The sequence below is a fragment of the Arthrobacter sp. zg-Y769 genome (assembly GCF_020907405.1).
Taxonomy (GTDB): Bacteria; Actinomycetota; Actinomycetes; order Actinomycetales; family Micrococcaceae; genus Arthrobacter_B.
On record NZ_JAJJOE010000013.1, the window covers coordinates 84,609 to 103,194 of the forward strand.

Consider the following 18,586-nt stretch of genomic DNA (forward strand, 5'->3'; position numbering starts at 1 on the left):
ACGCAGAAGGGACAGACATAGAAGGGGGCCGGCACAAAAGCGCCGGCCCCCTTCTACGTTAAAACCTGTTATCAGTGACCCTCGGCCTGACCCTCGGTGCTCGGTTCCTCAGTGGGCCGCGGCGTGTACTCGGACCCCTCGGGCAGGTACGGCCGGTAATCCGGCTGGTCGCCGTTGACCACCGGAATGTTCAGGGCGGTGGTTTCCTCGTTGAGGTCCAGCTCGGCGTCGATGCCGGTGCCGGGCTCGTCCTCCACGACAGCGACAGTAACCTTCTCCTCGAGCTCGTCTTCGAAGACGACCTTGCCGCCGGCCGGGAGGTTCCACGACAAAGTGGAGCCGCCGACGGCGAGGGTGAACTCCTGGGTGTCAGCGCCGTCGTTGATTACGGTGCCGATCAGGCGGCCGGGCTCGCCGAAGCCGTTGCTAACCACCAGGATGTTGCGCAGCTGCAGGTCGCCCACGTTCTCCAGGATGCCGTCGGAGGGGGAGTACTCGATGGTGGTTGCCTGCTCGTTCACAGCGCTGCAGCCTGCCGTGCCCAGCATGGCCAGCGCGATGACACCGGCCGCAGCGGTGCGCCGGACCCGGTTCTTGGGTGTGAATCTCACAGCACAAACTCCTGAAGTATTGCGGTCTACCGACCTGAGGCTATCTTTGCTGCCTAGCCTATCGGCAAAAGAGGGAAAAACTGGATTTTACGGCCGGGGCGGACGGCCGTGCTGACGTAGTGCGGGCACGCATCCAGTACCCGCAGAAGGCGGAATACTACCTACACCGGACCCCATCCAGTACCTGACGTGCGAAAACTCTACTCGGCGTGTCGCATCTCTGATAAACTGAGCCCCGGGAAAGGGGAAAGACCACATGGTTTTTGAGGTTGGCGAAACAGTTGTTTATCCTCACCACGGTGCCGCAAAGATCGAAGAGATCAAGATGCGAACCATCAAGGGCGAAGAGAAAATGTATCTCAAGCTTAAGGTGGCCCAGGGTGATCTGACCATAGAAGTACCGGCTGAGAACGTCGACCTCGTTGGGGTGCGCGATGTAGTGGGCAAGGAAGGCCTGGAGCACGTCTTTGACGTCCTGCGCGCCGAGCTCACTGAAGAGCCCACGAACTGGTCGCGCCGATACAAGGCAAACCTGGAAAAGCTTGCGTCAGGTGATGTCGTCAAGGTGGCGGAGGTCGTCCGCGACCTCTGGCGCCGCGACCATGACCGCGGGCTGTCCGCAGGCGAGAAGCGAATGCTCGCCAAGGCACGCCAGATCCTCATTTCGGAACTGGCCCTTGCTGAAAAAACGGATGAAGACCAGGCGGCAGCGGTGCTCGACGAGGTCCTCGCGAGCTAGCAGCTAAGCCACTTCCAGCGATTGCCGGTCCTTCGGGGCCGGCAATTGTTGTTTAACCAGCCATCCGCTGGCATTAGGGTGGAACGGTGTCCCCTTCTCCTTCCCGCCCGCCGCGGATCGGCGTCGTCATAGTAGCCGGAGGATCCGGCCAGCGGCTCGGTTACGGTATGCCCAAGGCCCAGGTGCCGCTGGCCGGTGAACCAATGCTCGTCCATGCGCTGCGTTCCGTTCAGGCCGCGGAGATCGCTGCAGCCATTGCCGTCGCCGTACCGGCCGGCGACACGTTGATGCGCGGCATCTGCGCGGAGTTCCCGGCGGCAGTCCAGGCGGTCGACGGCGGAGCCACCCGGCCCGACTCCGTGCGTGCCGCGCTCAGCGCGCTGCCCGCGGACCTGGACGCCGTGCTGGTCCATGATGCCGCCCGTGCGTTGACTCCGCCGGAGGTGTTCCACCGGGTGGCAGCAGCGCTGGCGGCCGGTGCTTCAGCGGTCATCCCCGCGGTGCCCGTGGTGGACACGGTCAAGGACACCGCCCCCGTGCCCGCTCCCGGGGACGCCGTCGCCGCACGCGTGGTGACCGGAACCCCGGACCGTTCCCGGCTGCGCGCAGTCCAGACCCCGCAGGGCTTCGACGCCGGCCTGCTCCGCCGGGCCCACGAGGCAGCCCTGTCCTTCGACGCCGACACTGCGGCAGCCGTCACCGACGACGCCATGCTCGTGGAGTCCCTGGGAACCGAGGTCTACGTGGTCGAAGGTTCACAGTTGTCCCTGAAGATCACCACCCCGCTGGATCTGCTGCTCGCGGAAGCGATCCTGTCCGGCGGACACCACCGCCAGGAGAAATAACATGGCCCTGCCACGCACCGGAATTGGCGTAGACGTCCACGCCTTCGCTCCCGACGACGCCCCGCGTCCGCTGTGGGTGGCCGGCCTGCACTGGGAAGGCGAGCGCGGCCTGGCCGGCCATTCCGACGGCGACCCGGTTGCCCACGCCGCCGCGGACGCCCTTTTCTCGGCTGCCGGCCTGGGGGACCTCGGTACCCACTTCGGCACGGACCGGCCGGAATATGCCGGCGCCGCAGGGACAGTGCTGCTGGCGGAAGCGGCGCGGATAGTGCGTGCCGCCGGCTTCGAAATCGGCAACGTCGCGGTCCAGCTGATCGGCAACCGTCCCAAGTTCAGCCCCCGCCGGGCGGAGGCGGAAACGGTCCTGAGCGCGGCTGCGGGTGCACCGGTCAGCGTGTCGGCCACCACCACGGATTCCCTGGGCTTCACCGGCCGCGGCGAGGGAATCGCCGCTGTGGCCACCGCCGTCGTCGCTGCCGCTGCAGCCGCCGCTGACTGAGGGCACGCGGTTTCGGCTAGCCTAGAGCAGTGAGCTTGAGATTCTATGACACGGCAACAGCGCAGGTCCGGGACTTCGTTCCCCTGGTGGAAGGCAAGGCCAGCCTCTACTACTGCGGTGCCACCGTGCAGGGACTCCCGCACGTAGGGCACATCCGCTCGGCCATCGCCTTTGACCAGCTCACCCGCTGGCTCCGCTACCGGGGGCTGCAGGTCACCGTGGTGCGCAATGTGACGGATATTGACGACAAGATCCTGGCCAAGGCCGCGGACTCCGTGGGCGCCGAACCGGCCCCCGGCGTCGTCCCCGATGAACCGTGGTGGGCGCTGGCCTATCGCTTCGAGCAGGAGTTCGCCAAGGCATACGACACCCTCGGCGTCCAGCGCCCCACCTACGAGCCGCGCGCCACGGGGCACATCCCGGAGATGCACGCTCTTATTTCCACACTGATCGAGCGCGGACATGCCTATCCGGCCCTGGACGATTCCGGCGATGTGTACTTCGACGTGCGCTCCTGGCAGAAGTACGGTTCGCTGACCCGGCAGAACATCGACGACATGCAGGCAGCGCCCGACGCCGGCCCGCGCGGCAAGCGCGATCCGCGGGACTTCGCACTGTGGAAGGGACACAAGGAAGGCGAACCCGAAACCGCGTCCTGGGACAGCCCCTGGGGCCGCGGCCGCCCCGGCTGGCACCTGGAGTGCTCCGCCATGGTCACCAAATACCTCGGCACCGAGTTCGACATCCACGGCGGCGGGCTGGACCTGCGCTTCCCGCACCACGAGAACGAGATGGCACAGTCCCAGGCCGCCGGGCACGGGTTTGCCAATTTCTGGATGCACAACGGCATGGTCACCTTCGAGGGCGAGAAGATGTCCAAGTCCATCGGCAACACCATCAGCCCGGCGGAAATGCTGGAAGAGGCCAGCCCCCGCGTGGTCCGGTACTACCTCGGCCAGGCCCATTACCGTTCCGTGCTGGACTACCGGCCCACGTCGCTGCAGGAGGCCGCGTCCGCCGTCGAGCGGATTGACGGGTTCATCTCCAAGGCCGCAGCCAAGGCCGACGCCGCACCCGCCTCCGTTCCCGAGACCTTCGCCGCCGCCATGGACGACGACCTGAACGTGCCCCAGGCGCTGGCCGCGCTGCATGAAACCGTGCGGGCCGGCAATACCGCCCTTGCCGCCGGTGACAACGAAACTGTTCAGCGCGCGCTGGGACAGGTGCTGGCGATGACCTCGGTCCTGGGCCTGGATGACGCGCGGGACACCGCGGCGCAGGCCGGTCCCGCCGACGCCGCCCTCGACGCACTGATCCAGGACAGGCTGGCTGAGCGGAGGGCCGCGCGGGCCGCCAAGGACTGGGCGCGGGCGGACGCAATCAGGGATTCCCTGGCCGCAGCGGGGATCACCGTGGAGGACACCGCCGACGGTGCGGCATGGAGCGTGGGCTAGCCGCAGGACCGTGTCCGCCAACCGGCCCGCGGACTGCGTAAACTGGAAGCGAATGCTTTCTTCTAGTAAAGGTGTAACCGATGGCCAACAATGGACGTCCCGGCGCAATGCGCAAAGCCAAGAAGGGCCCCAGCGGCGGTACCGGCGGGCTCGGCCGCAAGGCCCTCGAGGGTAAGGGCCCCACACCCAAGGCTGAAGAGCGCCCGTACCACAAGGCGTTCAAAAGCAAGCAGCTCGCTGAGCGGTCCGCCGCCAAGCGCGGCGACACCAAGCGCGGCGATGCCCGCGCCGGCGGCCGCAGCGGCACCAACGTCCGCGGCAAGGTGGCCGAAGAAGTGGTCACCGGCCGCAACTCCGTGGTGGAGGCCCTGCGAGCAGGCATCCCGGCCAAGGCCCTGCACATCGCCGTCCGCATCGACATGGATGACCGTGTCCGCGAATCCCTGAAGATTGCCACCGAGCGCGGCCTGCCGGTGATGGAAACGCACAAGCCCGAGCTGGACCGCATGACCAACGAGGCCGTGCACCAGGGCCTGGTCCTGCAGATCCCGCCGTACGAGTACGCCGATCCCACCGACCTCGCCTCCGAAACCCTTGAGGCTTGGAAAAAGGGCCATATCCGGAACGCGCCGCTCTTCGTCGCCCTGGACGGCATCACCGACCCGCGTAACCTGGGTGCCATCATCCGCTCCGCTTCTGCGTTCAGCGCACACGGCGTCATCGTCCCGGAACGCCGGGCCGTGGGCGTCACCGCCTCTGCGTGGAAGACCAGCGCCGGCGCTGCCGTCCGCGTTCCCGTGGCACGGGCCGGCAACCTGAACAACACCCTGAAGACGTTCAAGAAGATGGGCATTTTTGTCCTCGGCCTGGACGGCGACGGCGATGTCTCGCTTCCCTCCATCGTGCTGGCCAAGGAACCGATCTGCATCGTGGTGGGCTCCGAGGGCAAGGGCCTGTCCCGCCTCGTCCGCGAGAACTGCGACCAGATTGTCTCCATCCCCATCGACTCCGCCATGGAGTCTCTGAACGCTTCCATGGCCGTCGGCATCTCCCTGTACGAAATTTCCCGGCAGCGTTCCTCCTAGTCCGGGCCGGGGCTACCGGCAGCAAAGGGCGTACATGGCAAACGTGATAACCGGAACCACCGCGGGCAGTGTCTCGAAGCGGGACTCGCGGCCCTTGCCGCTGGGGGTTGGGGCCACCCGTGCCCGGGGGGCGCACCCGCCCGGGGCCCGCGACCGGTGCGGGGAGGGCCGGGCGCGCGCGGCGCGGGGGCGGGGGGGTGGCCGCCCCCCGGCGCGGGGGGCCCCCCACGTCCCGGGCTCCGTCAACGTGTCCGTGTACGCCCCGGGGCTGTCCGCCGTCGACCTGTACTACGAAACGGCGCCCGGCCTCTGGTCCGTTGCCCCGCTGACGGACACCGTCCTGGGGATCCACCACGGCCGGGCCTACGGCCTGCGGCACGGGAGCCGTTACGGGTTCTGGCCGAGGGGCCGGAAGCCTTCCGCAGAGCCGGGCAGCTTCCAGCTGCTGCTGGACCCCTACGGGCGGGGCATCGAAGAAACCGACGGTGATGCCGGCCCGGTCTACTTCTCCGTGTACACCGGTGCGGCATTCGACTGGGGCAATACACGCCGTCCGCACACCCCGTGGCGGGAGACCGTCATTTACGAAGCGCACGTGCGGGGCCAGACCCTGCTGCATCCGGGCATTCCCGAAGAGCTCCGCGGAACCTATGCAGGCATGGGGCATCCGGTCATGATTGAGTACCTCCGGGACCTGGGCATCACGGCGGTGGAACTGCTGCCCGTGCACTTCCACGCTGACGAGCTCCACCTGCAGGAACGGGGGCTGGCGAATTTCTGGGGGTACAACACCCTCGGGTTCTTCGCGCCGCATGCCGCTTACGCCACCCGGGCATCCCGCGAGGCCGGAGCCCAGGCCGTGCAGGATGAAGTCAAAGCCATGGTGAAGTCCCTCCACGAGGCCGGAATCGAAGTGCTGCTGGATGTGGTCTACAACCACACTGCGGAGGGCGAGGCAGACCAGCCCGCGCTGAGCTGGCGAGGACTGGGGGACGAAACCTACTACCGTCACGGTCCCGACGGCGCGTATGTGGACACAACGGGCTGCGGCAACACCCTGGACTTCAGCGAACCCCGGGTCATCCAGCTGGCCCTGGACTCGCTGCGTTACTGGGTGCAGGAGTACCAGATAGACGGGTTCCGCTTCGATCTGGCCCCCACGCTTTGCCGCGGCGCGGACGGCCGGTTCGATCCGCGCCACCCATTCCTTGTCGCCGTGGCCGCGGATTCCGTCCTGCAGGACGTAAAGCTCATCTCCGAACCATGGGATGTGGGACCGGACGGCTGGCAGACCGGCCGGTTCCCGCAGGGCTGGGCCGACTGGAATGACCATTTCCGCGACATCGTCCGGGACTTCTGGCTCCGGGGCCAGGCAGACATCACCGAAGGCAGGGAAGGCGGCTCCCTGGCCCGGCTGGCCGATGCCCTGGCCGGTTCCGCCGAACTTTTCGCCGACTCCGGCCGGACGCCGCTGGCCTCAATCAACTTCATCACTGCCCACGACGGTTTTACCCTGCGCGATCTGACGATGTTCGAGCGTAAGCACAATGAGGCCAACGGTGAAGGGAACCGGGACGGTACCGGCGAGAACCGCAGCTATAACCACGGCGTCGAGGGTCCCACGGACGATGAGCGGATCAGCGCTGCCCGGGCGCTGACGGCCCGGAACCTGATGGCTACGCTCACCATGTCACTGGGCGTGCCTATGCTCACGGCGGGAGACGAGCTCGGCCGGAGCCAACGCGGCAACAACAATGCGTACTGCCAGGACAGCGAGATCACCTGGGTGCACTGGGACCTCGACGACGCCGGCCGCCGGATGCTCTCGACTACCCGTGAGCTGCTGCGGCTGCGCCGGGAATACCTCGCCAACCAGCCCTACCGCTTTCCGGCCGACCGGCGGCAGTCCTTCCTGCTCTGGTTCGATTCGGAGGGAAAACCGATGACCCCGGAACAGTGGGGCGATCCTTCCAACCGCGTGGTGCAGGTCCTGACCGGCTCCGGCGACGGTTCCCTCAACGGACTGATTGTCCTTAACGGCACCCTGTCCGACGTCGACATCCGCCTCCCCGACTCTCCGGCCGTCCGCAGCGCCGCTGCCGGTACCGGCACTACCGCTTTCGGGGACACGGCCGTCCCCGGGGAATCCTACGAACTTGTGTTTTCAACGGCATCGGAGGAGGACCGGGGCAGGCTCCTTCCTCCGGGAACCACCGACACGGTTCCGGCCAATTCGATCAGCCTTTACCGCGCCTGAGCAGCGCACCACACCCGAGCCCACGTGAGGTGACGGTCGCACAGCGGCGCTCCGGCCCATCCCATTAGGCACCGTGGTGCGTTCGGGCGTGCCAGCTTAGGTGACGGTCGAACAATGTGCGCTCCGGACGTTCCGGGTTAGGCGGCTTTAATAATCTCCGCGAGCTCTGCGAGCGGGGATTTTCGTTGCCGCCGTTCCGGAACGCCCGGCGCGCTACCAAGCGCTACCAAGCGCTACCAAGCGCTACCAAGCGCTACCAAGCGCCACCAAGCGCTAGCAAGCCCAAGCGCAAGCGCAACCTCACGCCACCCAACGCAATAACACAACGCAGGTCAAGCGTTGACGACGAGCCCCAACTCAGCCTTCGACGCCAGCCCGGAATGCGTGGGCAGCACTCTGACGGTGTACCCGAACGGTCCGGCCTGCTCGATGCGGAGGGTCCCGCGGAACAGGTGGCGTCCCGATCCCAGGTCCTCTGCCGGGGCGAGCTCCTGGATGCGGGGCTCACTGATCCGGTCATTCTCGGTCACCATGCCGTAGGCCGCTTCCACGCTGACGTCCTCCGGCCGCAGGGAACCCAGGGAAACGTAGGCCTGGACCGTCAAGCTGTCACCGATCTGCGGATTTTCGCTGACCCCGACGGAATCCACGTTCTCCACCTGCACAGTGGACCAGCCGTCCCGAACCTTGGTGACCCACAGGGCGAGTTCCTTAGCGGCCGTGTACCCGTCCGCCGCCATGTGCCGCCCGGAGGAGCTGGCGGGCCGGTACAGCCGGTTGACGTAGTCCTTGAGCATGCGGGACGCCGAGACATCCGGCCCCAGGTCCGCGAGGGTGTGCTTGACCATTTCAAGCCACTCGTGCGGCAGTGAATCCGTGGGCGGCGCCGAGGGCCCGGCCGCACCGGCAGCTGCGGGCGGTTCCGTGCCGTAGAACATCGGCCCCACCGCGTTTTCCAGCAGGTCATAGAGCGCCGCTGCCTCAATGTCGTCCCGCTGGTCCGCGGTGTAGACCTCCCGTGTGCGGGTTCCCTTGCTGGGGTTGGCGGAGGGGATGGCCCAGCCGTTGTTGCCGTCGAACATCTCGTCCCACCAGCCGTCGAGGATGGAGAGGTTCAGCCCGCCGTTGATGGCCGACTTCATACCGGAGGTACCGGAGGCCTCCAGCGGGCGCAGCGGATTGTTCAGCCAGACGTCGCAGCCGGGGAACAGGGTCCGCGCCATGGCGATGTCGTAGTTGGGCAGGAACACGATCCGGTGGCGGACCTCCGGATCGTCGGTGAAGCGGACCAGGTCCTGGATCATCTTCTTGCCCTGCTCGTCCGCGGGGTGGGACTTGCCGGCCACCACAACCTGGATGGGACGGGTGGGATGCAGCAGCAGCGCCTTGAGCCGGTCCGGGTCCCGCAGCATCAGGGTCAGCCGTTTATAGGTGGGAACCCGGCGGGCAAACCCAATGGTCAACACGTCCGGATCCAGCACGTTCTGCGTCCACGCCAGCTCCGCATCCGATGCACCGCGCCGGCGCCAGGCGCGCTTCACGCGGCGCCGGACGTCCTGGACCAGGTTGCTGCGCAGCTTCCGCCTCAGCTCCCACAGATCCTTGTCATCAATCTCATAGGCCCTGCCCCAGTCCCGGTCGTGGACGGTGGCGACACCGAATTTCTCGCTGGCGAAGGCAGTGACTTCCGGATCAATCCAGGTGGGGACGTGAACGCCGTTGGTCACGGAGGTGATGGGTACCTCCGACACATCGAAGCCCGGCCAGAGACCGGAGAACATTTCACGGGAGACTTCGCCGTGAAGCTTGGCCACGCCGTTGGCCCGCTGGGCGAGGCGCAGGCCCATCACGGCCATGTTGAACTTGCCCGGGTCTCCGCCCTCGTAGTTCTCAGTGCCCAGGGACAGGATCTTGTCGGTGGGCACGGACTGCGCCAGGCCGGCAGTGAAGAAATGGCGGATCTGCGTCTGCTCGAAACGGTCGATGCCGGCAGGCACCGGGGTGTGCGTGGTGAATACCGTCGAAGCGCGGGAAACGGTCAGCGCTTCCTCCCAGGTCATGCCCTGGTCCATCAGCTCACGGATCCGCTCCACGCCCAGGAAGCCGGCGTGGCCTTCGTTGCTATGGAACACTTCGGCAGGGGGAGCACCGGTAAGCCGCTGGTGTACACGCAGCGCCTTGACGCCGCCCATACCCAGCAGCAGCTCCTGCTGCAGCCGGTGGTCGCCGCCGCCGCCGTACAGCCGGTCGGTGATGCCGCGGGCGGCGTCGTCGTTCCCGATGACGTCCGAGTCCAGCAGCAGCAGGGGCACGCGACCGACGTCGGCGCGCCAGATGTGTGCGGAAAGCTGGCGGTTGTCCGGCAACGGCAGGGTGATCCTTGCCGGGGTGCCGTCTTCTTCGCGCAGCAGGGTCAGCGGCAGCCCATTGGGGTCGAGCACGGGATAGGTTTCCAACTGCCAGCCGTCGCGGGAGAGCGCCTGCTTGAAGTACCCGGCCTTGTAGAGCAGCCCCACCGCTACCAGGGGCACGCCCAGGTCCGAAGCGGCCTTCAAATGGTCGCCGGCCAGGATGCCCAGGCCGCCGGAATACTGGGGCAGCACGGCGCTGATGCCGTATTCGGGGGAGAAGTAGGCAATCGACGCCGGTGCGTCGTCCCCCAGCCTCTGGTACCAGCGGGGTTCGTTGAGGTACCTGTCCAGGTCCGCGCCCAGATCGGCGATGACGGAGACCAGGTGCTCATCCTGCGCGATGCGCTCGAGCTTGTCCCGGCTCACCGTCCCCAGCAGCTTCACCGGGTCTTCGCCGCTGGACCGCCAGGCGTCGGGATCTATGCTCTCGAAGAGCCTGAGGGTCGGCTGATGCCAGGACCAGCGGAGATTCGATGCCAGCCGCCCCAAGGGGGCAATGCTGGGCGGCAGGACGGTGCGGACGGTAAATCTGCGGATGGCCTTCACCCGGGTCACGCTAGCGCACTCAGCGGTACCAAAACGGAAATGACGGACAAATGTCCGGGTAAATTCCCGGTGACTTGAAAACGCAGCCAAAGCATGGCCGACCTGCGGCGATTCGGTAAAAGTACGTTGCCTTAGCATTCTGTCCGAATTCTCGATAACGTCTAGTCTGTGACCACATCCAGCGCGTTGACACCAGAAGACCTGCCCTCGAAGGATCTCCGGTTTGGCCGGATTCCGATCACCAATGTGACTCCCGCAGTGGAGTACGGGAGATTCCCCGCCAAAGCCGTGCCGGGAGAGGACCTCGTTATCGGGGCCACCGTGTTCCGTGAGGGACATGACCTCGTCGGGGCAAGTGCCGTCCTTTACGATCCCGAGGGAAGCGTTGCTGCCCGCAGCCGGATGCATCCGGTGGGTCTGGGGCTCGACCGCTGGGAGGGCATGCTGCGCCCTGTCGGTACGGGCCACTGGAGCTTCGCCGTGGAGGGGTGGGCGGACGTCTACGCCACCTGGCACCACAACGCCGAGGTAAAGATCGCCGCCGGCGTCGACGTCGAGCTGATGCTCACCGAAGGCCACCAACTGTTCGCTGCCGCCGCCGCTGAACGCAGCGGTGCCGACGCCGAGGTGTTCCGCGCCGCTGCGGCAGCGCTCGCAGACACCGGGCTGCCGGTTGAGGAACGCCTTGCGGCGGCCGGAACCGACGCCGTCACGGCCATCCTCGACCGCGATCCGATCCGTGACCTTGTCACCAGCTCGGACCGCTTCCCCATCCTGGTTGAGCGCGAGCTCGCCGGACGCGGCGCCTGGTACGAATTCTTCCCCCGCTCCGAGGGCGCGGAATTCGACCCGGCCACCCGCGAATGGACCTCCGGAACGTTCCGCACGGCCGCCCGCAGCCTGCAGCGCGTGGCGGACATGCAGTTCGACGTTATCTACCTGCCGCCCATCCACCCGATCGGCACCACGCACCGCAAGGGTCCGAACAACACCCTGGTCGCCGGTCCGCAGGATCCCGGATCGCCCTGGGCCATCGGCGCCGCCGAGGGCGGCCACGACGCCATCCACCCCGATCTGGGAACGTTCGAGGATTTCGACGCGTTCGTGGGCAGTGCACGGGACCTGGGCCTGGAGGTCGCCATCGACCTGGCCCTGCAGGCCTCCCCGGACCACCCCTGGGTAACCAGCCATCCTGAATGGTTCACCACGCGTGTTGACGGCACCATCGCCTATGCAGAGAACCCTCCGAAGAAGTACCAGGACATCTACCCCCTGAACTTCGACAATGACTACGAGGGCCTGTCGCGGGAGATCCTGCGCATTGTGCGGCTGTGGATCAGCCACGGCGTGCGGATTTTCCGGGTGGACAACCCGCACACCAAGCCGCTCCGGTTCTGGGAATGGCTGATCGGCACGGTCAACGAAGAGAACCCGGACGTCATTTTCCTGGCTGAGGCCTTCACCCGGCCGCCGATGATGCATGCCCTCGCCAAGGCGGGGTTCCAGCAGTCGTACAGCTACTTCACGTGGCGGAACACCCGCGAGGAAATCGAGGAATACTTCACCGAGGTATCCCACGAGTCTTCGGCCTTCTTCCGTCCGAACTTCTTCGTGAATACCCCGGACATCCTCACTGAATTCCTGCAGTTCGGCGGCCCCGGAGCGTTCAAGATCCGCGCCGTGCTGGCTGCCACCGGCAGCCCGCTGTGGGGTGTCTACGCCGGCTACGAGCTGTTCGAGCACGTGGCCCGGCCCGGCGCCGAGGAGTACATCGACAACGAGAAGTTCGAGTACAAGCAGCGGGACTTCGCCGCGGCGGAAGCTGAAGGCCGCAGCCTCGCCCCGTACATCACCCGCCTGAACGAAATCCGCCGAAACCACCCCGCGTTGGGGGACCTCGAAAACCTCACCGTGCACTCCAGCACCGATGAGTCCACAGTGGTCTACTCCAAGCACAAACAGACCCGCCCCGGCGATCCGTCCAGCAGCGACACACTCATTATTGTGGTTAACGTGGATCCCCACAGCGCCCGCGAATCCACCGTCACGCTCGACCTCGATGCGCTTCACCTCGCACCGCAGGATCTGAACGACGACGGCACCTTCTGGGTGGATGACCTGATCAGCGGCCAGAGCTGGCGCTGGGGAGCCCACAACTACGTCCGCCTGGACGCCCACTTTGAACCCGCGCACATCCTGTCAGTTCGGAGGAACTCCTAGTGCCCAACCCGTTTCAACTGCACGCACCCGGCTTGACCAATGATCCCCATTGGTACCGCAAGGCCGTTTTCTATGAAGTACTCGTCCGCGGCTTCGCGGACGCCAACGGCGACGGATCAGGCGACTTCAGCGGCCTGATCGAAAAGCTGGACTACCTGCAGTGGCTGGGCATAGATTGCCTGTGGCTGCCGCCGTTCTTCAAGTCGCCCCTGCGCGACGGCGGTTATGACATCTCCGATTACTACGATGTCCTCGACGAGTTCGGCACCATCAGCGACTTCAAGCGGCTGGTTGCCGAAGCACACGCCCGCGGGCTGCGCGTCATCATCGACCTTCCGCTGAACCACACCTCGGACAAGCACCCGTGGTTCGAGGAGTCCCGCAGCGACCCGGACGGCCCCTACGGGGACTTCTACGTCTGGTCGGACACCGACCAGAAGTACGAAGACGCCCGGATCATCTTCGTGGACACCGAGGAATCGAACTGGACCTTCGACCCGGTCCGCCGCCAGTTCTTCTGGCACCGGTTCTTCAGCCACCAGCCTGACCTGAACTTCGAGAACCCCAAGGTAATCGAGGCGATTTTCGACGTCGTGCGCTTCTGGCTGGACCAGGGCATCGACGGGTTCCGGGCCGACGCCATCCCGTACCTCTTTGAAGAGGACGGCACGAACTGCGAAAACCTCCCGGCCACGCACCGGTTCCTCAAGGACCTGCGCACCATGGTCGACGAGAACTACCCGGGCCGCGTCATCATCGCCGAGGCGAACCAGATGCCGCACGAAGTGGTCGAGTACTTCGGCGACGAGACCGGCGACGAATGCCACATGTGCTTCCACTTCCCGATCATGCCGCGCCTGTTCTACGCGCTGCGGGACCAGAAGGCCGCACCGATCATCCAGACCATGGAAGAGACCCCGGAAATTCCGGCGGGCGCCCAGTGGGGCACCTTCCTGCGCAACCATGACGAGCTGACGCTGGAAATGGTCACCAATGAGGAACGCCAGGCCATGCTCGGCTGGTATGCCCCGGATTCGCGCATGCGGGCCAACATCGGTATCCGCCGCCGGCTCGCTCCGCTGCTGGACAACTCGCGGTCGGAAATCGAACTGATCCACGCGATGCTGCTGGCCCTCCCGGGCAGCCCGTTCCTGTACTACGGCGACGAGCTGGGCATGGGGGACAACATCTGGCTGGAAGACCGTGACTCCTCCCGCACACCCATGCAGTGGAACCCGGACCGCAACGCCGGATTCTCCACCGCCGATCCCGGCAAGCTGTACCTGCCGGTGGTGCAGTCGCTGGTTTACCACTACAACCACGTAAACGTTGAGGCGCAGCTCGCCAGCTCGAGTTCCCTGCTGCACTGGATCCGGCAGATGATCATGGTCCGCCGCGCCCACCCGGCCTTCGGCCTGGGTTCCTACCGCAACGTGCCGACCGATGCCGAAGCCGCACTGGCCTTTGTACGCGAGCTGCCGGACAACAACCCGGAGGGCGAGGTGGGCGAGACAGTGCTGTGTATCTTCAACCTCTCCCAGCACCCCATCTCCGCGTCGATGAAGCTGCCGGAGTTCGCCAACCGCGGCCTGCGGGACGCCTTCGGCGGTACCCTCTTCCCCACCATCGGAGAAGACGGCGCACTGACGCTGACCCTGGGCAGCCACGACTTCTACTGGCTGCGCCTGCGGTCGCCGAAGTCCGACACCTCATCGCCCCAGACCGAGGCCATTCCCATGATTCCGATCTCGGAGGCCGGACGGAGATGAGCTCATTGACGCCGTCCCTGCCCGAAATCCTGACGTCCTGGCTCCCCGGGCAACGCTGGTTCCCTGCAAAGGGCCGCGAAGTCGTGCTGGAAAGGGTCGGCGGGATCCGGCTCGAGGATCCCGCCGGCGAGGTCGGGCTGGAAGTCCACCTCATCGCCGTCGTCTCCGGGGACCGCCGGGACGTCATCAGCGTGCCGGTCAGCTACCGGACCGCACCGGCCCCCGAGTTGGAGGCCGCCCTGCTGGGCCGGGCGCACCAGGAAGACCTGGGGGAGCGGTGGCTCTACGACGCGACCGCCGACCCGGTCTTCGTCACGGCATGGCTGGAACTGATGCGGTCCCAGGCTTCGTCCCTGGACGGGCACACGCACGGCTTTGCCCTGGACGGCTTTGCCGACTGGGCGCCGTTCCGGGCGCCGCTGCCCACCAAGGTCCTGAAGGGCGAACAGTCCAACACCTCCGTGATTGTGCAGGCGCCTGAGGCACCGTTGATCGTGAAGTTCTACCGCGTGGTGGCGGCCGGCGAGAGCCCGGATGTCGAGGTCAGCGCACGTTTGACCGAAGTCGGGTCGGTGGATGTTCCGGCCACCTACGGCTGGGTGACCGGCTCCTGGACGGACCCGGCGGACGAGTCCGGAGAGAAACTGCTGACCGGACACCTGTCCGTGCTGCGGGAATTCTTCCCGGGCAGCGAAGACGCCTGGCGGACCGCATCCTCGGCTGCCCTTGCCGGCCGGGACTTCACGGTGGAGGCGGAGGAACTGGGTGCCGCAACCGGCCGCATCCACCAGCAGCTGGCAGCTGCGTTCGGCAGCAGGCCTCCCAGCCCCGTCGAACGCACGGAATTCCTGGAGTCCCTCAGCTCCCGGATCAGGTGGGCGTGGGCGGAAGCCCGCGACGTCGTCGGACCTTTCGATGACGCAGTGGAGTACCTGCTGAAGCAGGTCCACAACCTCCAGGCGTTGCCAAACCTGCAGCGCATCCATGCCGATTACCACCTCGGCCAGGTGCTGCGCGTGCCGGACCGGGGCTGGATCGTCCTCGACTTCGAGGGCGAGCCGCTGCGGCCCGCCGCGGAACGGAGCGTGCCTGACGCGCCGCTGCGCGACGTCGTCGGCATGCTGCGCTCGATCGATTACGCGGCCGGAGTCGCACTGATTGACGGTGCCGCGGGCGCCGGCGAGTCGGATGAGGCAGTGCAGCGGCGTAACGAAGCGGCTTACCGGTGGGCAGCGGCCGCGGCAGACGCCTTCCTGCGCGGGTACGAGAAGGAAACCGGCACCACCATCAACCGCAGCGACCCCCTGTTCCTGGCCCTGTGGCTGGACAAGGCGCTGTATGAAGTTGTCTACGAGATTCGAAACCGTCCCCGCTGGATCAGCGTGCCGGCCACTGCCGTCCGCAACATTCTGGCGCAGGCCGAGAACGCAGCACGCCAGGACGAGAGCCAGGAAGAGAGCACAGTGAGTAAGCATCGCAAGCCGCGGACACCATCCGCCGCCGAAGAGCCCGAGGTGCCCGACGTTCCCGTCTCCACCGATCCGATTCCCGTTCCCGAAGACGTGCTGCAGGCCGTTTCGGAGGGCAGCTACTACCAGCCGCACGCAGTCCTCGGCGCGCACCTGAATGATTCCGGAACGGTCACCATCCGTACCCTGCGCCCGCTGGCGCGCGAAGTGGTGGCAGTAACGCCCGAAGGCCGGGTGCCGCTGCGGCATGAATACAACGGCATCTGGGTGGGAACCTTCCCGGCCCGGACTCCGGGCGCGGTTCCGGACTACCGGGTCGAGGTGACGTACGACGGCGAAGAGCCCCGGCTGTTCGATGATCCGTACCGGTTCCTTCCCTCCCTCGGTGACGTAGACCTGCACCTGATCGGTGAAGGGCGGCACGAAAACCTGTGGACGGTCCTGGGCGCCAACCTGCACCACTACGATTCCGTGCTGGGCGACATCTCCGGTGCCAGTTTCGCCGTCTGGGCTCCCAACGCCCGCTCCGTGCGGGTCAAGGGCGATTTCAACGGCTGGAACGGCATCATCAACGCGATGCGTTCACTTGGCAGCTCCGGCGTCTGGGAAATCTTCGTGCCGGGGGTGGAAGCCGGTGCCCGGTACAAGTACGAAATCCTGGGCAGCGACGGTGTCTGGCGGGAAAAGGCCGACCCGATGGCCAAGGGCACCGAGGTGCCGCCGCTGACCGGTTCTCGCGTGGTCGAGTCCACCTACGAGTTCGGCGACGCCGAATGGATGGAGACCCGGGCCTCCCGGGATCCGCACAACTCGCCCATGAGTGTGTACGAGGTGCACCTGGGCTCCTGGCGGCTCGGACTGAACTACCGGGAAATGGCAGACCAGCTGGCCGAGTATGTCCAGTGGCAGGGCTTCACCCATGTGGAACTGATGCCCGTGGCCGAGCATCCCTTCGGCGGGTCCTGGGGTTACCAGGTCACTTCCTACTTTGCCCCCACCGCTCGGTTCGGGCATCCGGACGAGTTCCGCTACCTCGTCGACCGGCTGCACCAGGCCGGTATCGGCGTCATTCTGGACTGGGTTCCGGCCCACTTCCCGAAGGACCCCTGGGCGCTGGCTAATTTCGACGGGCAGACGCTTTACGAGCACGGCGACCCGTTCCGGGGCGAGCAGCTCGACTGGGGAACGCTGGTCTTCGACTTCGGCCGTCGTGAAGTACGCAACTTCCTCGTAGCCAATGCGATTTACTGGCTGGAAGAGTTCCACGTCGACGGGCTCCGGGTGGATGCCGTGGCCTCCATGCTGTACCTGGACTACTCGCGCCCCGAAGGCCAGTGGACCCCCAACGTCTACGGCGGCCGGGAGAACCTCGAGGCGATCTCCTTCCTGCAGGAAGTCAACGCGACCGCCTACAAGCGGGTGCCGGGCATCGTGATGATCGCCGAGGAATCCACCGCGTTCCCCGGCGTTACGCGTCCCACGAGCAGTGGGGGACTCGGATTCGGGCTCAAGTGGAACATGGGCTGGATGCACGACACGCTCCAGTACATGTCCGAAGACCCGATCAACCGCGTCTATCACCACTCCCAGCTGACCTTCTCCCTGGTCTACGCGTACACGGAGAACTTCCTGCTGCCCATCAGTCATGACGAAGTGGTGCACGGTAAGGGCTCCCTGCTGCGCAAGATGCCCGGTGACCGCTGGCAGCAGCTGGCGAACCTGCGTGCCTACCTGGCCTTCCAGTGGGCGCACCCGGGCAAGCAGTTGATCTTCATGGGCACCGAATTCGGCCAGGAAGCGGAATGGTCCGAGCAGTACGGACTGGACTGGTACCTGACCGACACCCCGCAGCATAAGGGTGTCCAGCTCATGGTGAAGCAGCTCAACGAGATCTACCGCAGCACCCCGGCCCTGTCCGCACGTGACAACGAGCCGGCAGGTTTCCAGTGGATCAACGAGAACGACGGCGCCCTCAATGTCCTTTCGTTCATCCGGTGGGACCACCAGGGTAATCCGGTCGTGTGTGTAGCCAACTTTGCCGGCGCCCCGCACAAGGACTTCCGATTGGGAATGCCGTGGGCCGGCGAATGGGTGGAAGCACTGAACACCGACGCCGCCGAGTTCGGCGGTTCCGGGGTGGGGAACATGGGCGTAGTGCACGCGGTTGAAGGTGCCTGCAACGGGCAGCCGGCGTCCGCCACGCTTACCGTTCCTCCGCTGGGCGTGCTGTACCTGGTTCCCAAGCCGTAGGGATGGGGGCCCGGCCTCCCGACTGGAGGCCGGGCCGCGCAGGTGCACGGTCCGGTAAAAACCGTGCTAGAGTTAATACCCGCGCTGATCGAGGGAATCGAGATTCTGGACATTGAACCAGGAGACCGGATCCCATGGGTTTCGACCTTCAGTCGTGAGTCCGGGAACTAGCTTCCTGCCGGTTCGCCGGAAGGATCCACGGCCGGATTGACACCCACCGGACAGTGTGGCTAAGATAGAAAAGTTGCTCCGGAGCGATGCAGAGCTTAGATTCCTTGAGAATCGCCTGCTGGTGCCGGAAGCAGTCTGTTGTTTGAGAACTCAATAGTGTGCCAAGTTTATTGATACCAATTTATTTTGATTGGTTGAACAGGCCGTTACCGCCCACCCCGTGGGTATGGGACGGTTTTTTTAGCCGGTTTCGAATTTAG

General features: G+C 65.9%; 11 protein-coding genes. 9 read left to right on the forward strand and 2 right to left on the reverse strand.

Translation table 11 applies throughout. The annotated features are described in order from the left end of the window. Positions 1-71 precede the first annotated feature (71 nt). Entirely contained in the window at positions 72-611 is a 540-nt protein-coding gene (locus tag LOC60_RS13515) for a hypothetical protein (protein ID WP_230026013.1), read from the reverse strand. A gap of 256 nt (positions 612-867) precedes the next feature. On the opposite strand from LOC60_RS13515, the gene LOC60_RS13520 reads away from it, so the two are divergent. The 6 genes from LOC60_RS13520 to glgX all read left to right on the forward strand — a co-directional run bounded on the left by LOC60_RS13520 (position 868) and on the right by glgX (position 7,490). Beyond that, positions 868-1,350, forward strand: a complete 483-nt coding sequence (locus LOC60_RS13520) for a CarD family transcriptional regulator (protein WP_066300159.1) — start codon at positions 868-870, stop codon at positions 1,348-1,350. Between the two features lie 86 nt (positions 1,351-1,436). Then, entirely contained in the window at positions 1,437-2,195 is a 759-nt protein-coding gene (gene ispD, locus LOC60_RS13525) for a 2-C-methyl-D-erythritol 4-phosphate cytidylyltransferase (protein ID WP_230026015.1), read from the forward strand. A gap of 1 nt (position 2,196) precedes the next feature. Then, positions 2,197-2,694, forward strand: coding sequence for a 2-C-methyl-D-erythritol 2,4-cyclodiphosphate synthase (gene ispF / locus LOC60_RS13530; RefSeq protein WP_230026017.1), 498 nt, complete (start codon positions 2,197-2,199; stop codon positions 2,692-2,694). Between the two features lie 29 nt (positions 2,695-2,723). Then, the gene (cysS, locus tag LOC60_RS13535) at positions 2,724-4,148 is read left to right on the forward strand and encodes a cysteine--tRNA ligase (RefSeq protein ID WP_230026019.1); all 1,425 of its coding nucleotides are present in this window, start codon (positions 2,724-2,726) and stop codon (positions 4,146-4,148) included. Between the two features lie 80 nt (positions 4,149-4,228). Further along, positions 4,229-5,233: a 23S rRNA (guanosine(2251)-2'-O)-methyltransferase RlmB gene (gene rlmB / locus LOC60_RS13540; RefSeq protein ID WP_230026021.1), complete on the forward strand. Its 1,005-nt coding sequence runs from the start codon at positions 4,229-4,231 to the stop codon at positions 5,231-5,233. Between the two features lie 247 nt (positions 5,234-5,480). Next, positions 5,481-7,490: a glycogen debranching protein GlgX gene (glgX, locus tag LOC60_RS13545; RefSeq protein ID WP_230026022.1), complete on the forward strand. Its 2,010-nt coding sequence runs from the start codon at positions 5,481-5,483 to the stop codon at positions 7,488-7,490. A 332-nt stretch (positions 7,491-7,822) separates the two neighbouring features. Here the strand turns inward: glgX and glgP are convergent, their stop codons facing one another. Beyond that, complete coding sequence (gene glgP, locus LOC60_RS13550) at positions 7,823-10,447, reverse strand: alpha-glucan family phosphorylase (protein WP_230026039.1); 2,625 nt, start codon at positions 10,445-10,447, stop codon at positions 7,823-7,825. 168 nt (positions 10,448-10,615) lie between these two features. Between glgP and LOC60_RS13555 the strand changes: the two genes are divergently transcribed. The 3 genes from LOC60_RS13555 to glgB are packed head-to-tail and all read left to right on the forward strand — an operon-like array spanning position 10,616 to position 18,155. Then, a complete protein-coding gene (locus tag LOC60_RS13555; protein WP_230026024.1) occupies positions 10,616-12,667 on the forward strand; it encodes an alpha-1,4-glucan--maltose-1-phosphate maltosyltransferase in 2,052 nt (683 codons plus the stop codon). Further along, complete coding sequence (gene treS / locus LOC60_RS13560) at positions 12,667-14,436, forward strand: maltose alpha-D-glucosyltransferase (protein ID WP_230026026.1); 1,770 nt, start codon at positions 12,667-12,669, stop codon at positions 14,434-14,436. The genes LOC60_RS13555 and treS overlap by 1 nt, the downstream gene beginning before the upstream one ends. Continuing rightward, on the forward strand, positions 14,433-18,155 hold the full coding sequence (gene glgB, locus LOC60_RS13565; protein ID WP_230026028.1) for a 1,4-alpha-glucan branching protein GlgB: 3,723 nt from the start codon (positions 14,433-14,435) through the stop codon (positions 18,153-18,155). The genes treS and glgB overlap by 4 nt, the downstream gene beginning before the upstream one ends. Positions 18,156-18,586: the final 431 nt, after the last annotated feature.